Genomic DNA, 17,983 nt, shown 5'->3' with positions numbered 1-17,983 from the left:
TTCGCGGCCTTTCCGGCAAAAATCCCTTAGAAAATCGGGCAAAACCGCGTTGTATTAGCCGTTCACACTGTACCTGAGGCCCAAGCTGGTACAGTACATACCCAGATTCGCCGTATCGAAGAGGCCCGAAATGACACTGATCCGCGAAGATGACCTGATTGCCTCCATTGCCGAGGCTCTGCAGTACATTTCGTATTTCCACCCATCCGATTTCATTGGCGCGATGTCTGCAGCTTGGGAGCGTGAAGAAAACCCCGGCGCAAAGCAGGCTATGGCCCAAATTCTGGTGAACTCGCGCATGTGCGCCATTGGCCGCCGTCCGATTTGCCAGGACACTGGTGCTGCCAACATCCACATCAAATACGGCGTCGAAGCCAAGACAGACTTCAAACGGTCCCTGCAAGAGATCTGTGATGAAGGCACCCGTCAGGGCTATCTGCGTGACACGAACCCGCTGCGGGCGTCTGTGGTGGTTGACCCCTTCGGCCAGCGCAAGAACTCGGGCGACAATACGCCTTGTATGCTGACCGTTGAAATGGTCGCTGGCGACAAAATCGACGTGGAAGTCGCGGCCAAAGGCGGCGGCTCTGAAAACAAGTCCAAATTCACGACACTGAACCCGTCGGGTTCGGTCGCGGATTGGGTTGTTGAAACCGTGGAAACGCTTGGTGCCGGTTGGTGCCCCCCTGGCATTCTGGGGATCGGCGTTGGCGGCAACGCGGACAAGGCGATGGCGCTGGCCAAAGCGGCCCTGTCCGAGCCGATTGATCTGCACGATCTGATCCGCCGAGGCCCATCGAACAAAACCGAAGAGCTGCGTCTCGAGATCGCCGAACGTGTCAACGCTTTGGGCATCGGTGCGCAGGGTCTTGGCGGTGTGACAACCGTTCTGGATGTTAAAATCCGGTCGTTCCCGACACACGCCGCATCCCTGCCCGTTGGCCTGATCCCTAACTGCGCGGCGACACGTCATGCGCATTTCACGCTTGATGGCTCTGGCCCTGCGGAATTCACGCCGCCGGACATCTCGCTCTGGCCGGAAATCCTGCTGGACGCGGCAAGCGCCCATGCCCGCCGGATCGATCTGGACACGCTGGATGACGATGTCATCGCAACGCTTGAACCGGGTCAGACACTGCTGCTGTCCGGTACGCTCTATACCGGCCGCGACGCGGCCCATAAGCGCATGATCGACATGCTGGATAAGGGCGAGTCCCTGCCCGTCGACCTGAAAGGCCGTGCGATCTATTACGTCGGGCCGGTGGATGCCGTGGGTGACGAGGCGATTGGCCCCGCAGGCCCGACGACCTCGACCCGTATGGACAAGTTCACAGACCGTATCCTGTCTGACACTGGTCTGAAGGTGATGATCGGCAAAGCCGAGCGTGGCCCCGTCGCGCTGGAAGCGATTGCCAAGCACAAAGCGGCTTATCTGATCGCGGTTGGCGGTGCGGCCTACCTTGTGTCCAAGGCGATCAAGGCGGCCAAGCCTGTTGCGTTCGAGGATCTTGGCATGGAAGCGATCTATGAGCTGCGTGTCGAAGACATGCCGGTGACGGTTGCCGTGGACACCAAAGGCAACTCGATCCACAAAACCGGCCCTGCCGCTTGGAAGCGTGTTCCCGAACTGAGCTAAGGCACTCCACACGAAATAAAATTGGCGCCCCGAGCATCTCGGCGGCGCCATTTTTTTACACCTTGCCTGTTCCTCAGCGCGTGGGCATCGAAATCCGGAATTGCATCAATTCGATCCCCGGATTGTCCTCGTAAATTCCGGCATTGGATCGGTGATCATAGCTCAGTGCCATGCGCCAGCCAGACGGCGCCTCATACCCGATTTCAATGCCGGACCGGAACGCAATCGGTCCACCCAGATCGAACCCGCCATTGTCAAAGTAGAGACCCGGCATGGAATGCAGTTCGGTGTAGATCGGCGAATTGCCCAAATCCATTTTGTACGTGGTGCCGAACCCCACCCATGTCGCGCCATTTTCCGAAACCGAGACTCCAAACGCATTGCCGAAGGGGCCGCGCTTATGACCCAAGTCATAGCGGAAATAGATTTCGTCTTCCTCGATGGCATTGCGTTCCATGACCTCGCCCAGCGCCAGCGAAAGGCGGGGAGTGACCTCTGCTTTGCCCAAGCAGCCAGTTTCCGTGCCGCAATGATTGAACGTCATATCCGTCAATCCGGCAATCAGCATCAAAACTGCAAATGACCCGTCTGCCATCCTATCCTCCTTAATCAATTGGGAATACTTGGCATCAGTTCACCTTAGAAGTCCAGCAAAGAGGCACCTTTAGCAATCAAAGCAACTTTGAACGCATTCACAATTTGGAAATCTCGGGATGCTGTCTTGACTCTCTTCAACCTGTATAACAGATTTGTACCGCAAGGTGATGCGGGCTTCCCCATCACGCTTGCAGAGGAGGAGAACGCGAATGCCCGACTTAATTCGCGGTCGTATCGGGGGAGTTGCAGGCCAGATCGGCTCGATTGCAGTGACCCTGTTCGGCCTTTTGATACTGACCTTTGTGATCGGACGGGTGATGCCCACCGATCCGGTCCGCGCGATTGTCGGCGAAGACGCGACGCGCGAGGTGTATGAAACCGTGTACCGCCAGCTCGGGCTGGATCGGCCCATGTGGGAACAGTTCTTTGTCTATCTGAAAGACGTGGCCACGTTAGATTTCGGGACCTCGATACGCACAGGCCAACCCGTTTTGAATGATATCCTATATGTTTTGCCCGCCACTATCGAACTTGCGACCTTTGCGATCATTTTCGGGGCCGGACTGGGCATTCCTTTAGGCGTCATGGCGGCGGTGCACAAAGATCGCTGGCCGGATCACCTTATTCGGGTGTTCAGCCTGTCGGGTCATTCCATGCCAATTTTCTGGACAGGGATGATTGCCCTGTTGGTGTTCTACGCCCAACTGGGCTGGGTCGGAGGCTCTGGCAGAATGAGCCAGTTCTACATCGGACTGGTACCTGAAAAGACAAATTTCCTATTGATCGACAGCGTGTTGGCCAAGGAATGGGATGTTTTCCGATCGGCCTTAAACCACATCGTTCTGCCTGCATCGCTGCTGGGCTACTCATCCTCAGCCTACATCACCCGAATGACCCGCAGCTTCATGTTGGACCAGCTAGGTCAGGAATACGTCACAACCGCCCGCGTGAAGGGCCTAAGCAACCGCCAAACCATCTGGCGTCATGCCTTTGGCAACATCCGGGTTCAGTTGGTGACGATCATCGCGCTGGCGTACGGAGCACTGCTCGAAGGCGCAGTGTTGATTGAAACGGTGTTCGCTTGGCCGGGCTTTGGCCAATACCTGACCTCGAACCTACTGATCGGGGATATGAACGCCGTCATGACCTGCGTCCTTGTGGTGGGCGTGATCTTTATCGCCCTGAATATCCTGTCCGACCTTCTTTACCGCATTTTCGATCCGAGGACACGATGAGCATGTCGCATCAAACCGCCCGATCTTCCACCAGCGCCACTACCGCACGCCCGCGCAGTCAAAGCGTTCAGACCGCGATCAATATCCTGACGTTCCTGCTAAAATCCCCGACCTCGGCCTTTGGCATCGTCGTCTTGGCCTTGCTGATCCTGACGGCGATCTTTGCCCCGCTGATCGCTGGGCATGATCCCTACATGCAGAACCTGGAAAACACGTTGTCCCCGCCCAGCGCCGCGCATTTTTTTGGCACGGACGAGCTTGGGCGAGACATCTTTGCGCGGATTGTCCATGGGTCACGAATTACGCTAACCATCATCTTTCTGGTGACAATCACAGTCGGCCCCATCGGGCTGTTTGTAGGCACAGTTGCCGGCTATTTCGGCGGCAAGACCGATGTCGTCCTGATGCGGGTGACCGACATCTTCTTGTCCTTCCCCTCGCTCATCCTGTCGCTGGCGTTCGTTGCCGCGCTCGGCCCCAGCCTGAACAACGCGATCATCGCAATTTCGCTGACGGCATGGCCACCAATTGCCCGCTTGGCCCGCGCAGAAACCATGACGTTTCGGGGGGCTGACTATATCTCGGCCGCGCGACTTCAGGGGGCATCGCCCGCACGGATCATCTGGAAAAGCATCGTTCCTATGTGCCTGCCGTCGGTTCTGATCCGCCTGACGTTGAACATGGCGACGGTTATTCTGACAGCCGCTGGTTTGGGATTTCTGGGTTTGGGCGCACAGCCGCCCATGCCGGAATGGGGCGCAATGATCGCCACAGGCCGACGCTATATGATCGACAGCTGGTGGCTCGTGACCTTTCCGGGCCTCGCCATCCTCTGCGTCAGCCTTGCCTTCAACCTGTTGGGCGATGGCCTTCGCGACGCCCTTGATCCCAAACAAATGACGAAAAGATAATCATGGCTGACCCTATTCTGGACATACAGAACCTGACCCTTCGCTATCCTAACGCGCCCACCCCTGCAGTGTGCGGCGTCAGCTTTACCCTTGGCCAAGAACGCCTTGGAATTGTTGGGGAAAGCGGATCGGGTAAATCAACAGTTGGCCGTGCAATCATGCGCCTTCTGCCTGATGCGACGATGCAGGCTGACCGGATGAGCTTTGCGGGCGTCGACCTATTGAACGCGTCGGAAAAGCAAATGCTGAAGCTGCGCGGCGCACGGATGTCGATGATCCTGCAGGACCCGAAGTATTCGCTGAACCCCATCCAGCGCTGCGGCGATCAGGTGGCCGAAGCTTACCGGACGCATGTTTCGACCACGAAATCAGATGCAAAGGCGAAAGCAATCGCCATGCTGGAGGCGGTGCAAATCCGCGATCCCGAACGTGTCTATGATCTTTACCCGCACGAAGTGTCAGGCGGCATGGGCCAGCGGATCATGATTGCCATGATGCTGCTGACCGATCCCGAACTTGTCATCGCGGACGAACCGACCTCGGCGCTGGATGTGACCGTACGCTTGCAGGTGCTGAGCATTCTGGACGATCTGGTCAAACAACGCGGCATCGGTCTGATCATGATCAGTCACGACCTAAACCTTGTCCGGAATTTCTGTGATCGCGTGTTGATCATGTACGCCGGACGCATCGTGGAAACGCTAGACGCCAAGGACCTTGATCACGCGCGGCACCCGTATACCCGCGGGCTTCTTGCGGCGCAGCCGCGCATCGGTGGGCCACGTCGACCCCTACCCGTTCTTGACCGCGATCCATCCTGGTTGTCGGAGGCCACGCTATGAAGCCGTTCGAAGTAGAAAACATGTCGATCACCTTTGGCAAAGTCACCGTCTTGCCTGCCGTCAGCTTTCAGATCGAGGCTGGCGAGTGCTTTGGTCTGGTTGGCGAAAGCGGGTCTGGAAAATCGACCGTTTTGCGCTGTGCGTCGATGTTGCTCAATCTGTGGGACGGCGAGGCGCGGATCGGCGGGAAGTCTGTGAAAGACATGCCTGCGATGGAGCGTTGCCGCACGCTTCAAATGGTGTTTCAGGATCCCTACGGATCGCTGCACCCGCGCCATTCCATCCGCACGACGTTGTCCGAGCCACTGCGTATTCACGGTCTGGATAACCAACAGCAACGGATGGAACAGGCCATGACGGACGTCGGTCTGCCTTTGTCGTTTCTTGACCGGTTCCCGCATCAGCTCTCTGGCGGGCAACGCCAGCGCGTCGCGATTGCGCGTGCCTTGATCCTTGAACCGGATGTCCTGTTTCTGGACGAACCCACCTCGGCGCTGGATGTGTCGGTGCAGGCGGAAATCCTGAACCTGCTGGTGCGACTGCGCGACGAAAAAGGCTTCACCTACATCATGGTCAGCCACGATCTGGCGGTCATCGATCACATGTGCGACCGATTTGCAGTCATGAAATCCGGACATATCGTAGAAGTCTTGCCCCGCACGGCCATTCTGGACGGATCAGCCAAGGCGCCCTACGCACAGGAACTGATCGCTGCCAGCTTGGCCTATGAAGGCGCGGCTTGATCTGAAGTCATGGATGGCTCCTGCCTGACAAGGCCGGAGCCCAATCATCTACAGCGCAGACCTCTCTTTGGAATAGGCTATACAGAGGCAGTCTTATTTGGTCGTTATGCGGGACAATGCTGCCGCTCGCGATGATGCGAGCGACAGCGCCGGAGGGACTTGACCACGGCCTCACGGCCAGACGGGCGCGCCCTCCAAACCTGTGGTTTCGCTCAAACCACAGATCAGGTTTGCATTCTGCACCGCATGGCCAGCCGCGCCCTTTCCGAGATTGTCGACGACTCCCATTGCGATAACCAATTCTCGTTCCGGGTCAGCGGCGTAGCTGACGAGCGAAAGGTTGGAGCCACTCACCCATTTGGTCTGTGGCGGTTGGTCGGTCACCCGGACGAAAGGACGGTCGGCATAACAGCTGCGGGCCGCGTCGAGGCATTGCTCGGTCGTTGTCCGTCCTCGGCAGTAGATTGTGACAAGCAGGCCCCGGGTCATCGGCACGAGGTGCGGAGTGAACACCAGCCCTGCAGCGCTGCCGCCGCTCATCTTTTCTATCGTTTTTTCCATTTCGGGCATGTGGACGTGCCTCAGCAAACCATAGGGCTGGAGGTTCTCGTTCGTCTCCGCGTAGCCGAATTTGCTGTTACCACCGCCCCGGCCCGCGCCGGAAATGCCGGTCTTGGCGTCGATCACGATGTTGCCAGGTTCGATCAGCTTGGCCGTCAGCAGAGGCGCCAACGTGTTCAGGGTTGCCACCGGGAAACAGCCGGGGTTTGCGACCCGGGTGGCGCCCTTAATCTGCTCCGGCCAGACATCCGCCAGACCATAGGTCCATCCGTCGACGTGGCGGTGATCACCGCCGATATCGATGATTTTCACGCTGTCTGGAACGCGTGCCAATGCTTCCGCGGATGTGCCGGTGGGTAGCGAGGCAAACAGCACGTCGAGGTCGGGTAGTGACTCTGGATCCCATTTCTCGATCACCAGTCCAGCCAGCTTGTGCGGCACTCCAGGGTAACGATTGATCAGCGGGGTCCCCGCGCTGCCTTCGCCCGCGGCGTAAACAAGCTCAAAGGAAGGGTGGTTTGCGATCAGGCGAAGAGCTTCGCCGCCACCAAAACCGCTGATGCCGACGATGCCGACGCGAATACTCATGGGATTGTCCTTTCATGGTTCGGGAAAAAGAAAGCCCCCGGAGCCGAGGGCTGCGGGGGTTCAGGAACGCGGATCGGAGGTGCTCCGTCGGCGGTATCTACGAAAGACCGGATACCACTCCAAAAGCCAATGACCGATGCGCAGCCCGAGAAGCCGCCGCTTGGCTGCGGCGTCGGCGTCGATCAGTGATGTTTTGGTTCCCGAACATAGCCATTTAAATGTCGGAAGAGATGCCACACGTCAAGAGTGTCCTCATCTTACAGTGAGAGCTTGCCGATGCTGTGGGATAAAATGCGAATGTCGCAAATGAGCCCCAACCGGACACTCGGCCAGCGTCAGTATTTTCCACTCGTTCCGCCCTCAACCCGACATTCCAACACCGCAATAGAAAAGGCGCATCTCTTGCAAGATGCGCCCTTCCCGTCGGGAGAAAACTGTTTACCGGTTTTTCACGACATCCTCAAAGCGCGACACCCAAGGATCAATCACCACCCCCGACACGTCCGACTGATAGGCCGCCGTCACAACGCGTTCTGAAAACGGCTGGATCGCGGTGACTTTGTCGTCGATCATCTCTTGGATCTGGACGTATTGCTCTGACTGCGCGGCCTCATCCCGTTCGACCAGCGCGCTTTCGATCAGGGCGTTCAGCTCTGCGTCCTGATAGGATGTCCGCCAGCTTTGGAAGTTTGTCAGGCCAGCCTCTTGGCTGTTGTTCGGGTTATAGACCAGCGCGCGCAGGTTGCTGTCCGGATGCGGTTGCTGACCGCCGCCTCCGCGACCGACCAGAAGTTCAAAGTTCCGTTCGCGCATCGCACCGTAAATCTGGCCGCCGCCGCCGGTGATGATTTCGGCATTGATGCCCGCCTGTGCCAACGTGCCTTGAATGGCGGTCGCAGAGTCGAGGAACTGCTGCGTGGAAATCACGCGCAGTGTCGTGTCGAACCCGTTGGGATAGCCCGCTTCGGCCAGCAGCGCCTTGGCCTTTTCAACGTCCAAGGTATAGCCGGGATCGGGCAGTGCGGCGAAGGCCGAACTGTTGATCACGCGCTGCCGTTTGATGCCGAAGTAAGGCATGATCGCACCATTGATGCCATCGTAGTCGATCAGATACCGCAGCGCTTCACGCACCTTCGGGTTTGCGAATTTCTCATCGCCCATCGATACGGCAAGGTAGTAGAAACCGGCGCTTGGGACGGTTTCGACGGTGATGGCGTCGTTGTTTTCAAACGCCTTCAGGTCCGGCGCGGCAAGGCTGAAGCCCACGTCAATGTCACCTTGTTCCAGCCCCAAACGCTGGCTTTGGCTTTCCGGAAGATGGCGCATCAACACGCGTTTCATGGCAGGTTCTTCACCCCAAAACGCGTCATTGCGTTGTAGGATCACGAACTCATTCGCGCGCCATTGATTAAGAACGAACGCCCCCGATCCGGCAGAGTTGTTGGTTAGCCACGCCTGCCCGTTATCATCGCCCGCGTTGGCCATCACCAGCTTGCTATCAAGGATCGAACCGACCCCCGCCTGCGCCAGATACATCAGGATCATTTTGGGGTCGCCCGCTTGGGGCATCACCAGTTTAAAGGTGTGATCGTCGATCACCTGAAATTGGTCGTCGATGCCCTCTGCCGTGAAACCACGCGAACTCAGGCCCGAAGACTGCGCCTGCCCCAAGGTCATCAGGCGGTCAAAGCTGAACTTTACATCTTGGGCTGTTACCGCATTACCAGAGGCGAATTTCGCGTCCTGACGCAGGTGGAACACGACCGACAGGTTGTCTTCGCCGATTTCCCAACGCTCGGCCAAGCGGGGCTGTAGGGCCTTGGTTTTCGGGTTCAATTCGACCAGCGCGTCATAGACGTTGTTCAGGATCTGCACAGCTTCGCCGCCGGTGATGGCGGCGGGATCCATCGTCAGGACGTTTGTCATGTCAAAGGCCGCAATCAGTTGATCATCCGGCGTTTCGGCGAATGCGGGCTGGGTGGCCGCCAGCAACGCTGACAGCGCAATCCCCGTAAGTAGCTTATTCATAAGGTCTCCTCCCCTTGAGTTAAAAGCGTGTGATCGTTCAGCGGATGCGGTTGTTTTCGATCAGGTCAAAATCGATCTCCTCGCCCAGACCAGGTCGGTCGGGGACATGAACAAATCCGTCGCTATCCATCGGGTCAGACAAGGATTTGAGGTAATCAAACCCGTCGTCATATTCGAGGAACGGGTGCAAAAGGCCCCGTTCATACCATTTGCAATTCTTGGTCGCTGCCACGACATGCAGGTTCATCGCCGTATTGCCGTGAACTTCGCATTCCATGCCAAAGGCTTCGGCCAGATGCATGGTCTTTAGCGCAGGTGTGATCCCTCCCACATCATTCACGCCGGTTCTCAGGATGTCGCAAGCACCGGATTTGATCCATTCCGCGCGATGCCAGTGTTTGCCACCCACGCTTTCAGGACCGATCACAGGGATGTCCAGATTGTCAGACAGCCAGCGGTAAGATGACATCGATTGCTCATCCATCGGCTCTTCGATCCAGTCGAACCCGAGCTTTTCAAGACCCCGCCCAAGCTCCAGCGCCTCGGTCCGTTTGTACCAGTGGAAGGCATCGATCATCAGGGCGATATCGGGACCGACCGCTTCGCGCACGGCTGCACAGGCCTTCAGGTCCATTTTTACATCGGGTGCCCAGCTGACGGGTGGCATCCATGTGTGCAACTTGATGCCCTTATAACCCCGCGCCACCAGCTTTTCGGCAAAGCGTCCGTAGTCTTCGGGTGTCGCAAGGCCACCCTCAAGCTCGTCTCCGCACATGATGGACCCGTAGGCCAGCACCTTGTCGCGATAGCCCCCAATCAACTTGTATACAGGTTGTCCAAGCGTCCGGCCCGCTAGATCCCACAATGCGCAATCAATCACGGCAAGCGTCCGGTCTGTCAGTTGTGCTGCTGATCCACGCTGCCAGTGCGCAAGCTCTTGCCACAGGCGTTCGCGGTCGCGATGGTCCTGTCCGATCAGAACCTTTTTGACATACTTATCAATTACATGTGGGCGTGCGACCTCAGGCGGACAAAAGCTGTATCCCTCATGCCCGTCTTCGGTGCGGATTGTGACCATTGCCTGCGACACGTCGTGTTCTGGTCCGGGATGGGCATGGCCCGCGCTGTCAGAATGACGGCGGGTTTTATGCCGAAAGACGCAAACATCGATTGCAGTAATGATCACAAGTGTCTCCTTTTCCCGCTTCGACGTCGGGCAGTCCATTTATCTGTATAACAGATTCATATGACATGTTTTCGAAGCCAGTCAACAAAAACACCAAAGTTTTCTGCAGTAGGATGCGCATATACCCACTACGCCCTGAATATACTGGCCTTTTCGCCAAGACTTCGGCTATCATCCTGTCGTACAGAAAGCCGAAAGGTGCACATATGTCCGAGGCAAGCGCGATGACAAACACGGCAGCCCCCCCGAATCCCGCCCGTACACGGGCCGTGATGATTGCCGACGAGTTGCGTCGCGAAATTGAGAACGGCCACTTCAGACCGGGTGACCGACTGCCGAGTGAATCCGAGCTGACCCGTGCCCATTCGGTCAGCCGGACAGTGGTACGAGAAGCGCTTGGATTGCTGCGCTCTGAAGGGCTGGTGGAGGCCCGTAAAGGGTCCGGTGTGTTCGCCCTTGATCCCGCGAATGCCCGACGCTCGCAGCCTTTTTCCGATCTGGATATGGAACGCCTTTCGGGCGTGATCGAACTTTTCGAACTCAGATCCGCCTTTGAAATTCGCGCGGCCGGTCTGGCCGCGGCCCGCAGATCGGCACAACAGATCGATGCAATCGTCGAGGCAAACAAAGCCGTTTCAGCGGAATATGAAAACGGTGGCAACACCCGCGAGGCCGACTTCGCTTTTCACTACGCTATTGCTCAAGCTACTCAGAACAAACGGTTTCCCGAGTTTCTGGCCTTGATCCGGCCAGGCATCGTGCCACGTGTCGAACTTGAAGCAGGCAGTGGGACACCGCGTGCATATAAGCCTAACACGGAACTGGTGGACGAACATATGCGCATCATTGACGCGATCATTGACGGTGACCCGGCCCGCGCGGAAGAGGCGATGAAAATCCACCTAGAAGGCAGTCTTTCGCGCTATCGTGATCTGCTTAGGAAAGCCAACGGGTGACAGACGCGCTGGCTTTCCGGCACGCCTGATCTGGATTAGTTGCGATCCTTGATCAGATCCTGAAGCATGGCACGCTCTTCCTCGGTCAAGTCGGTCAGGGGCGCGCGCACATGGCCTGTCGCGAAGCCGCGCAGGGCAACACCGGCCTTGATCGCGGACACCGCATAGCCGGACTTCCGATCGCGGATTTTCGCGAAGGGATAGTAGAAGTCTGTCAGCAGCTTTTCACATTTGGCGTCGTCACCAGCCATGAATGCCGCGTGGAATTCCAACGCGGTTTCCGGCACAAAGTTGAACACTGCCGAAGAATAGGTCGGCATCCCTGCCCCGCGATACGCCTGAGCAAAGAGTTCATGTGTGGGCATCCCGCCGATGTAGGACAAACGATCGCCCATTGTCACGGTCACACGGCGCACAGTGTCGATATCGCCGGTGCCATCCTTGAAGCCGATCAGGTTCGGGCATTCATCGGCCAGCTGTGCCAGAGTTTCAGCGGATACGCGCGATGCCCCGCGGTTATAGACGATAACCCCCATGTTAGTTGCCTTACACACAGCACGGATGCGGTTTGCCACACCATCCTGCGGCCCTTCTGCCAGATAGTGGGGCAGCAACAGAATGCCATCACCACCGGCAGCTTCGATATCACGTGCCAGATCGCAGGCCATCCGGACACCGTAGCCGCAGCCTGCAATCACAGGCGCATCGCCGGAAACTTCGCGCGCGGCTTTCACCACATCTACGATTTCTGACGGCGACAGCGAGAACATTTCCCCCGTGCCCCCCGCAACGATCAGGCCCGCAACCTTGTAGGCAGACAGCCATTCAAGGTGCGACTGAAACGGCTTTTTCGCAACGTTGTCTTGATCATCAAACGGCGTCACGGGAAAGGACAACAGTCCGTGTCGAATGATTTCGCGCAGATCATTTGGGACGATCATTAAGGGCTCTCCTAAGTTTTGAGATTGTATGAAAGGTCAGACGTCCTGCTGCCAATCGGCGGGCAGCAATGCGTCCGGCATGTTTTGAAAGCAGACAGGCCGTAGGAACCGGCGGATTGCCAAGGTCCCGACGCTGGTGGCGCCAAAATTGGTGCTGGCCGGATATGGCCCGCTGTGAACCATCGCGTCACAGACCTCGACCCCGGTCGGGAAGCCATTCACCAGAATGCGCCCCGCCTTTTGCTGCAGAATAGGCGTTAAGGATTTGGCCAAAGGCAAATCGGCATCCGTCAGATGCATGGTGGCGGTCAACTGTCCGACAAAGTTCTGCGCGACGTCCAGCATCTGTTCATCGCTTTCGACCGTGACGATCAAGCCAAAGGGCCCAAAGATTTCTTCTGACAAGGTCGGCTGGGCAATCCAGTCGGTCGCTTTGACGGAAAACAGGGTTGGCCACACGGATCGCCCGACACCTGTTTCATCCAGATGGGCATCGACATTGTCGCCGTGTTTTACGTGATCGACCCTATCGTGATAATCGCTTGCGATCCCGCTGGTCAGCATGGTCTGGGGCGCGACTTTGGACAGTGCCTTGATCGTTGTGTCTGCAAAGGTTTGCAGCTGCTCATTTGGCAGGATGGCAATTCCTGGATTGGTGCAGAACTGGCCCGCCCCCATTGTCAGGGAGGAAGCCCAGCCTTCTGCAATGCTTTCCACATTCGTCCGTGCAGCATTTGGCAACAGGAACATCGGATTGACGCTGCCCAATTCGCCGAAGAAAGGAATGGGATCGGGGCGCGCCGCACAAAGGTTAAACAGCGCCCGCCCGCCTGATAGCGAACCGGTAAATCCCACTGCCTTGATCAACGGATGCTGAACAAGGGCATGGCCCACATCCCGCTTGCCCCCTTGGATCAGAGAAAATACGCCCTTCGGCATGCCCGTAGAAACTACGGCAGCAGAGATCGCATCAGCAACAATTTCACCGGTGCCGGGATGGGCCGAATGCCCTTTAACCACGACAGGGCAGCCTGCAGCCAAGGCCGACGCGGTATCGCCGCCGGCAACAGAGAATGCCAAAGGGAAGTTCGATGCACCAAAGACCGCGACCGGTCCAACAGGTTGCTGGATCATCTTGATGTCCGGGCGTGGCAATGGCTGGCGGTCCGGCAATGCATGGTCGTGGCGCCGGTCAAAACAGGCACCATCCTGAATATGGTCAGCGAACAGGCGAAGCTGATGGACAGTGCGCCCGCGCTCCCCTTCCAGCCGCGCTTTTGGAAGACCGGTTTCCTGCATCCCGATCTGCGTGATCGCGGATGCTCTTGCTTCGATCTCATCTGCGATCGACCGCAAGAACGCCGCCCGTTGGCGTGCCGACGTCTGGCTGTAGGTTTGAAAAGCGGCGCTCGCGGCTTTTGCTGCCGCATCCACCAAATAACGCGTACCCACCGCGAAACTATGAGGCTGCCCTTCTGCCGGATCGGACTCAAACCTCTGCGGACTGTCGACCCACTGGCCTGCAACCAAATGCAATCCGTGTGGTGCATATACATTGGCGATCTGATCCATGATGCTCCCCCCGAACAGCGGTCAAAATTTCTAGCGCTCAACTTGATGCACTAATATATTAGTTAAAACAGGTGGTCAATCAGCGTAAAAATCACGCTATAAGACACACAAACAATTGTGAGATTTCAATCGTATGGACAGCTTTCTACAATCAGCACTGAATGCCATGCAGCAAGGCAGAGGATCGGGGCTACCCGCAGCTTCGGGCCGAATCTATGACGATCTGCGGCAGCGTATTCTGTCGCTCGAGCTTGTTCCCGGTACGTCGCTGTCCCGTGCGGAACTGGCAAAACACTACGCTGTCAGCCAGACGCCCCTACGCGACGCGCTGCAACGTTTGGAACAAGACAGCCTGATCAAAATATACCCCCAGTCCAAAACACTGGTCACACACATTGATCACGATCGAATTTCACAAGCGCTTTTCCTAAGACGCGCTTTAGAAACTGAAGTCTGCCTCATGTTGGCGACTACACCACAGCCGTTTCTTCTTGCCCAGTTGCGCGCCGTTATCGAGGCACAAAGGTCTGTAAGCGCCGATACGGCCAAGCTTCGACAGTTTCAGGAGCTGGACGAATACTTTCATTTCTTGATGTTCGACGCCCTGGGCAGAAGCGATCTGCATTCATTGATGCGGTCCCGCACATCGGATCTTGATCGTGTCAGGCGGCTACAAACCCACTCGTCCGGACAACTCGACCTTATTTTGCAAGGGCACGTCGATGTTACAGATGCGTTGGAAAGCGGCGATGCAGCCCGCGCGGTGGCAGCCTTAAGACAGCATCTGGAAAAGCCAGATGATTGGGTCCTGACCTATCAGAAAAGATTTCCCGATTACTTTGCAGCTTAACGGGGTTTCATTGCGGAAAATTGATGCCTCAAAGCCCGTGTTAAAGCCAAAATTTCCAGTGATTCAAAAACAAAAAAGCACCAACGACAATGTCGTGGTGCTTATTGTCTGAATTCATCGTTTGTGAGAGACACTGTTTTGAGGTTTTTGCTAGGTTTGGCGGTGACCTACTCTCCCACGTCTTAAGACGCAGTACCATTGGCGCGACGGCACTTAACGGCCGGGTTCGGAATGGAGCCGGGTGTTTTGCTCGTGCTATGACCACCAAACCGAGTAAAAACCTCAATCGCTCTGATTAAGAGCGATAACCAAGTCAAGTATGTGTGTAGGGATGTATGCTTTTGAGCAGTAAATAGACGGGTCTGTCTTTTACTGGATCAAATCAAGCCTATCGAGCCATTAGTACCGGTCAACTGAATGCATTACTGCACTTACATCTCCGGCCTATCGACGTGGTGGTCTTCCACGGCTCTCAGGGATACCTTGTTTTGAGGGGGGCTTCCCGCTTAGATGCCTTCAGCGGTTATCCTGTCCGATCATAGCTACCCAGCACTGCTATTGGCATAACAACTGGTCCACCAGTGGATCGTTCACCCCGGTCCTCTCGTACTAGGGGCAACTCCTCTCAAGTATCCTACACCCACGGCAGATAGGGACCGAACTGTCTCACGACGTTCTAAACCCAGCTCACGTACCTCTTTAAATGGCGAACAGCCATACCCTTGGGACCTGCTCCAGCCCCAGGATGAGATGAGCCGACATCGAGGTGCCAAACACTGCCGTCGATATGGACTCTTGGGCAGTATCAGCCTGTTATCCCCGGCGTACCTTTTATCCGTTGAGCGATGGCCCTCCCACTTGGGACCACCGGATCACTATGGCCGTCTTTCGACTCTGCTCGACTTGTCAGTCTCGCAGTCAGGCTGGCTTCTGCCATTGCACTCAACGAGCGATTTCCGACCGCTCTGAGCCAACCTTCGCGCGCCTCCGTTACGCTTTAGGAGGCGACCGCCCCAGTCAAACTACCCGCCACACAGGGTCCCGGATCCGGATAACGGACCGCGGTTAGACATCAAGCAGAACAAGGGTGGTATCTCAAGGATGACTCCACAGGAACTGGCGTTCCTGCTTCAAAGTCTACCACCTATCCTGCACATGTTGTGCCTGATGCCAGTGTGAAGCTGTAGTAAAGGTGCACGGGGTCTTTCCGTCTAACCGCGGGAAGCCTGCATCTTGACAGGCAATTCAATTTCGCTGAGTCGATGTTGGAGACAGCGGGGAAGTCGTTACGCCATTCGTGCAGGTCGGAACTTACCCGACAAGGAATTTCGCTACCTTAGGACCGTTATAGTTACGGCCGCCGTTTACCTGGGCTTCAATTCAGAGCTCTCACCCCTCCTTTTAACCTTCAGGCACCGGGCAGGCGTCAGACCCTATACGTCGTCTTGCGACTTCGCAGAGCCCTGTGTTTTTAATAAACAGTCGCCACCCCCTGGTTTGTGCCCCCAGCCCCTAGTTGCCTAGGAACCGGGCCTCCTTCTCGCGAACTTACGGAGGTATTTTGCCGAGTTCCTTCAACATCGTTCTCTCAAGCGCCTTGGTATTCTCTACCAGTCCACCTGTGTCGGTTTAGGGTACGATCTAATGATGGAGCTATTTCCAGGGACATCTAAGCAGCCCATTCAATCCGATAAGGATGAACTACCTTCGAGATCCGTCACTTCCATCTGGCCCAGGAATATTAACCTGGTTCCCATCGACTACGCCTTTCGGCCTCGCCTTAGGGGTCGGCTTACCCTGCTCAGATTAGCTTTAAGCAGGAACCCTTGGACTTTCGGCGAGAGTGTCTCTCACACTCTTTGTCGCTACTCATGTCATCATTCTCACTAGTGATCTCTCCACCGGATGCCTTACAGCCCGGCTTCACAGAAAGCCTCTCTCCTCCAATGATCCCGAAGGATCGAAGGAGGAATGAGACTATGTCACACTACGCTCCGCTACCATGCCTTACGGCATCCTAAGCTTCGGCTCATGGCTTGAGCCCCGTTACATCTTCGCCGCAGGACAACTTATTTAGACCAGTGAGCTGTTACGCTATCTTTAAAGGATGGCTGCTTCTAAGCCAACCTCCTGGTTGTTTTGGTCGTCCCACCTGCTTTCCCACTTAGCCATGAATTAGGGGCCTTAGCTGTAGGTCAGGGTTGTTTCCCTCTCCACTACGGACGTTAGCATCCGCAGTGTGTCTGCCATCTAGTACTCCCGGGTATTCGGAGTTTGGTTAGGATCAGTAAGCCTGTGGGGCCCCATTACCCATCCAGTGCTCTACCCCCCGGGGTATTCGGATGACGCTCTACCTAAATAGATTTCGCGGAGAACCAGCTATCTCCGAGTTTGATTGGCCTTTCACCCCTAGGCACAACTCATCCCGACCTTTTTCAACAGGTGTGGGTTCGGACCTCCAGTAAGTGTTACCTTACCTTCATCCTGGTCATGCCTAGATCACTCGGTTTCGGGTCTGATCCATCTAACTCGACGCCCTATTAAGACTCGCTTTCGCTGCGCCTACACCTAACGGCTTAAGCTTGCTAGATAGACCAAGTCGATGACCCATTATACAAAAGGTACGCCGTCACATCTCAAGGATGCTCCGACTGATTGTAGGCGTTCGGTTTCAGGTACTGTTTCACTCCCCTCGTCGGGGTGCTTTTCACCTTTCCCTCACGGTACTGGTTCACTATCGGTCAGTAAGGAGTACTTAGCCTTCGGAGGTGGTCCTCCGATCTTCAAACAGGATTTCACGTGTCCCGCCCTACTTAATACGTTCCATTGAGCTTCCCATACGGGACTGTCACCCACTATGGTCATGCTTTCCAACATGTTCTGGTCACTCTCAGGACTCGGCTGGTCCCCGTTCGCTCGCCGCTACTAGGGGAGTCTCTATTGATGTCCTTTCCTCCGGGTACTTAGATGTTTCAGTTCCCCGGGTTTGCTCTTATAAACCTATGTATTCAGTCTATAAGTACCTGGTTATGCCTGTTATTAGCTGCCCCGAAAGGCAATAATAACAAACATTCAGGTGGGTTGCCCCATTCAGAAATCCATGGATCAAAGCTTATTCTCAGCTCCCCATGGCTTATCGCAGAGTATCACGTCTTTCATCGCCTCTTACTGCCAAGGCATTCACCAAACGCCCTTCTCGCGCTTGATTTGATCCAGAAAGAGACAGGCCCGAAGGTCTATCACGGCGCCATGCTGGTTCAGCTAGCACCTCTATTCCGGATCAAAAGCATACTTTCCCGCCCACATCTGTCGATGTGGACATGGTGCACTGTATAGT

The 17,983-nt window shown here is 56.2% G+C and carries 13 protein-coding genes and 2 rRNA genes; 7 read left to right on the top strand and 8 right to left on the bottom strand.

The genetic code is table 11. From position 1 onward, the window contains the following. Nucleotides 1-130 precede the first annotated feature (130 nt). Nucleotides 131-1,636, top strand: a complete 1,506-nt coding sequence (locus tag C4S59_RS05205) for a fumarate hydratase (protein WP_103909445.1) — start codon at nt 131-133, stop codon at nt 1,634-1,636. A 73-nt stretch (nt 1,637-1,709) separates the two neighbouring features. Here the strand turns inward: C4S59_RS05205 and C4S59_RS05200 are convergent, their stop codons facing one another. Beyond that, nucleotides 1,710-2,231: an acyloxyacyl hydrolase gene (locus tag C4S59_RS05200; protein ID WP_103909444.1), complete on the bottom strand. Its 522-nt coding sequence runs from the start codon at nt 2,229-2,231 to the stop codon at nt 1,710-1,712. A gap of 211 nt (nt 2,232-2,442) precedes the next feature. On the opposite strand from C4S59_RS05200, the gene C4S59_RS05195 reads away from it, so the two are divergent. Genes C4S59_RS05195 through C4S59_RS05180 form a run of 4 tightly spaced genes read left to right on the top strand, consistent with a single transcriptional unit; the run spans nt 2,443 to nt 5,964 of the window. Beyond that, nucleotides 2,443-3,468 (top strand): ABC transporter permease, encoded by a 1,026-nt coding sequence (locus tag C4S59_RS05195; protein WP_103909443.1) that lies wholly within the window; start codon nt 2,443-2,445, stop codon nt 3,466-3,468. Nucleotides 3,469-3,470: 2 nt separating this feature from the next. Continuing rightward, a complete protein-coding gene (locus C4S59_RS05190; RefSeq protein ID WP_103909442.1) occupies nt 3,471-4,379 on the top strand; it encodes an ABC transporter permease in 909 nt (302 codons plus the stop codon). Nucleotides 4,380-4,381: 2 nt separating this feature from the next. Next, nucleotides 4,382-5,221, top strand: a complete 840-nt coding sequence (locus C4S59_RS05185; protein WP_103909441.1) for an ABC transporter ATP-binding protein — start codon at nt 4,382-4,384, stop codon at nt 5,219-5,221. Then, nucleotides 5,218-5,964, top strand: coding sequence for an ABC transporter ATP-binding protein (locus tag C4S59_RS05180; protein ID WP_103909440.1), 747 nt, complete (start codon nt 5,218-5,220; stop codon nt 5,962-5,964). The genes C4S59_RS05185 and C4S59_RS05180 overlap by 4 nt, the downstream gene beginning before the upstream one ends. A gap of 171 nt (nt 5,965-6,135) precedes the next feature. Here C4S59_RS05180 and argC read toward each other — a convergent pair whose 3' ends face one another. The 3 genes from argC to C4S59_RS05165 form a co-directional block, all read right to left on the bottom strand. Further along, nucleotides 6,136-7,113, bottom strand: coding sequence for an N-acetyl-gamma-glutamyl-phosphate reductase (gene argC, locus C4S59_RS05175; RefSeq protein WP_103909439.1), 978 nt, complete (start codon nt 7,111-7,113; stop codon nt 6,136-6,138). 438 nt (nt 7,114-7,551) lie between these two features. Further along, nucleotides 7,552-9,141 (bottom strand): ABC transporter substrate-binding protein, encoded by a 1,590-nt coding sequence (locus C4S59_RS05170; RefSeq protein ID WP_103909438.1) that lies wholly within the window; start codon nt 9,139-9,141, stop codon nt 7,552-7,554. 37 nt (nt 9,142-9,178) lie between these two features. Further along, on the bottom strand, nt 9,179-10,327 hold the full coding sequence (locus C4S59_RS05165; RefSeq protein WP_103909437.1) for a mandelate racemase family protein: 1,149 nt from the start codon (nt 10,325-10,327) through the stop codon (nt 9,179-9,181). Between the two features lie 224 nt (nt 10,328-10,551). Between C4S59_RS05165 and C4S59_RS05160 the strand changes: the two genes are divergently transcribed. Next, complete coding sequence (locus C4S59_RS05160) at nt 10,552-11,283, top strand: FadR/GntR family transcriptional regulator (protein ID WP_103910273.1); 732 nt, start codon at nt 10,552-10,554, stop codon at nt 11,281-11,283. Between the two features lie 35 nt (nt 11,284-11,318). Here C4S59_RS05160 and C4S59_RS05155 read toward each other — a convergent pair whose 3' ends face one another. Further along, entirely contained in the window at nt 11,319-12,221 is a 903-nt protein-coding gene (locus tag C4S59_RS05155) for a 5-dehydro-4-deoxyglucarate dehydratase (protein ID WP_407703044.1), read from the bottom strand. A gap of 39 nt (nt 12,222-12,260) precedes the next feature. Further along, nucleotides 12,261-13,796, bottom strand: a complete 1,536-nt coding sequence (locus C4S59_RS05150; RefSeq protein WP_103909435.1) for an aldehyde dehydrogenase (NADP(+)) — start codon at nt 13,794-13,796, stop codon at nt 12,261-12,263. Between the two features lie 166 nt (nt 13,797-13,962). On the opposite strand from C4S59_RS05150, the gene C4S59_RS05145 reads away from it, so the two are divergent. Further along, complete coding sequence (locus C4S59_RS05145; protein WP_160006758.1) at nt 13,963-14,646, top strand: GntR family transcriptional regulator; 684 nt, start codon at nt 13,963-13,965, stop codon at nt 14,644-14,646. A gap of 154 nt (nt 14,647-14,800) precedes the next feature. Here C4S59_RS05145 and rrf read toward each other — a convergent pair. Further along, nucleotides 14,801-14,915 (bottom strand): 5S ribosomal RNA (gene rrf / locus C4S59_RS05140). Nucleotides 14,916-15,024: 109 nt separating this feature from the next. Then, nucleotides 15,025-17,854 (bottom strand): 23S ribosomal RNA (locus C4S59_RS05135). Nucleotides 17,855-17,983 lie beyond the last annotated feature (129 nt).

Origin of the sequence: Thalassococcus halodurans (genome assembly GCF_900108225.1) — a bacterium.
GTDB classification, from domain to species: domain Bacteria; phylum Pseudomonadota; class Alphaproteobacteria; order Rhodobacterales; family Rhodobacteraceae; genus Thalassococcus; species Thalassococcus halodurans.
This window is presented reverse-complemented; position numbering and strand designations above follow the sequence as displayed.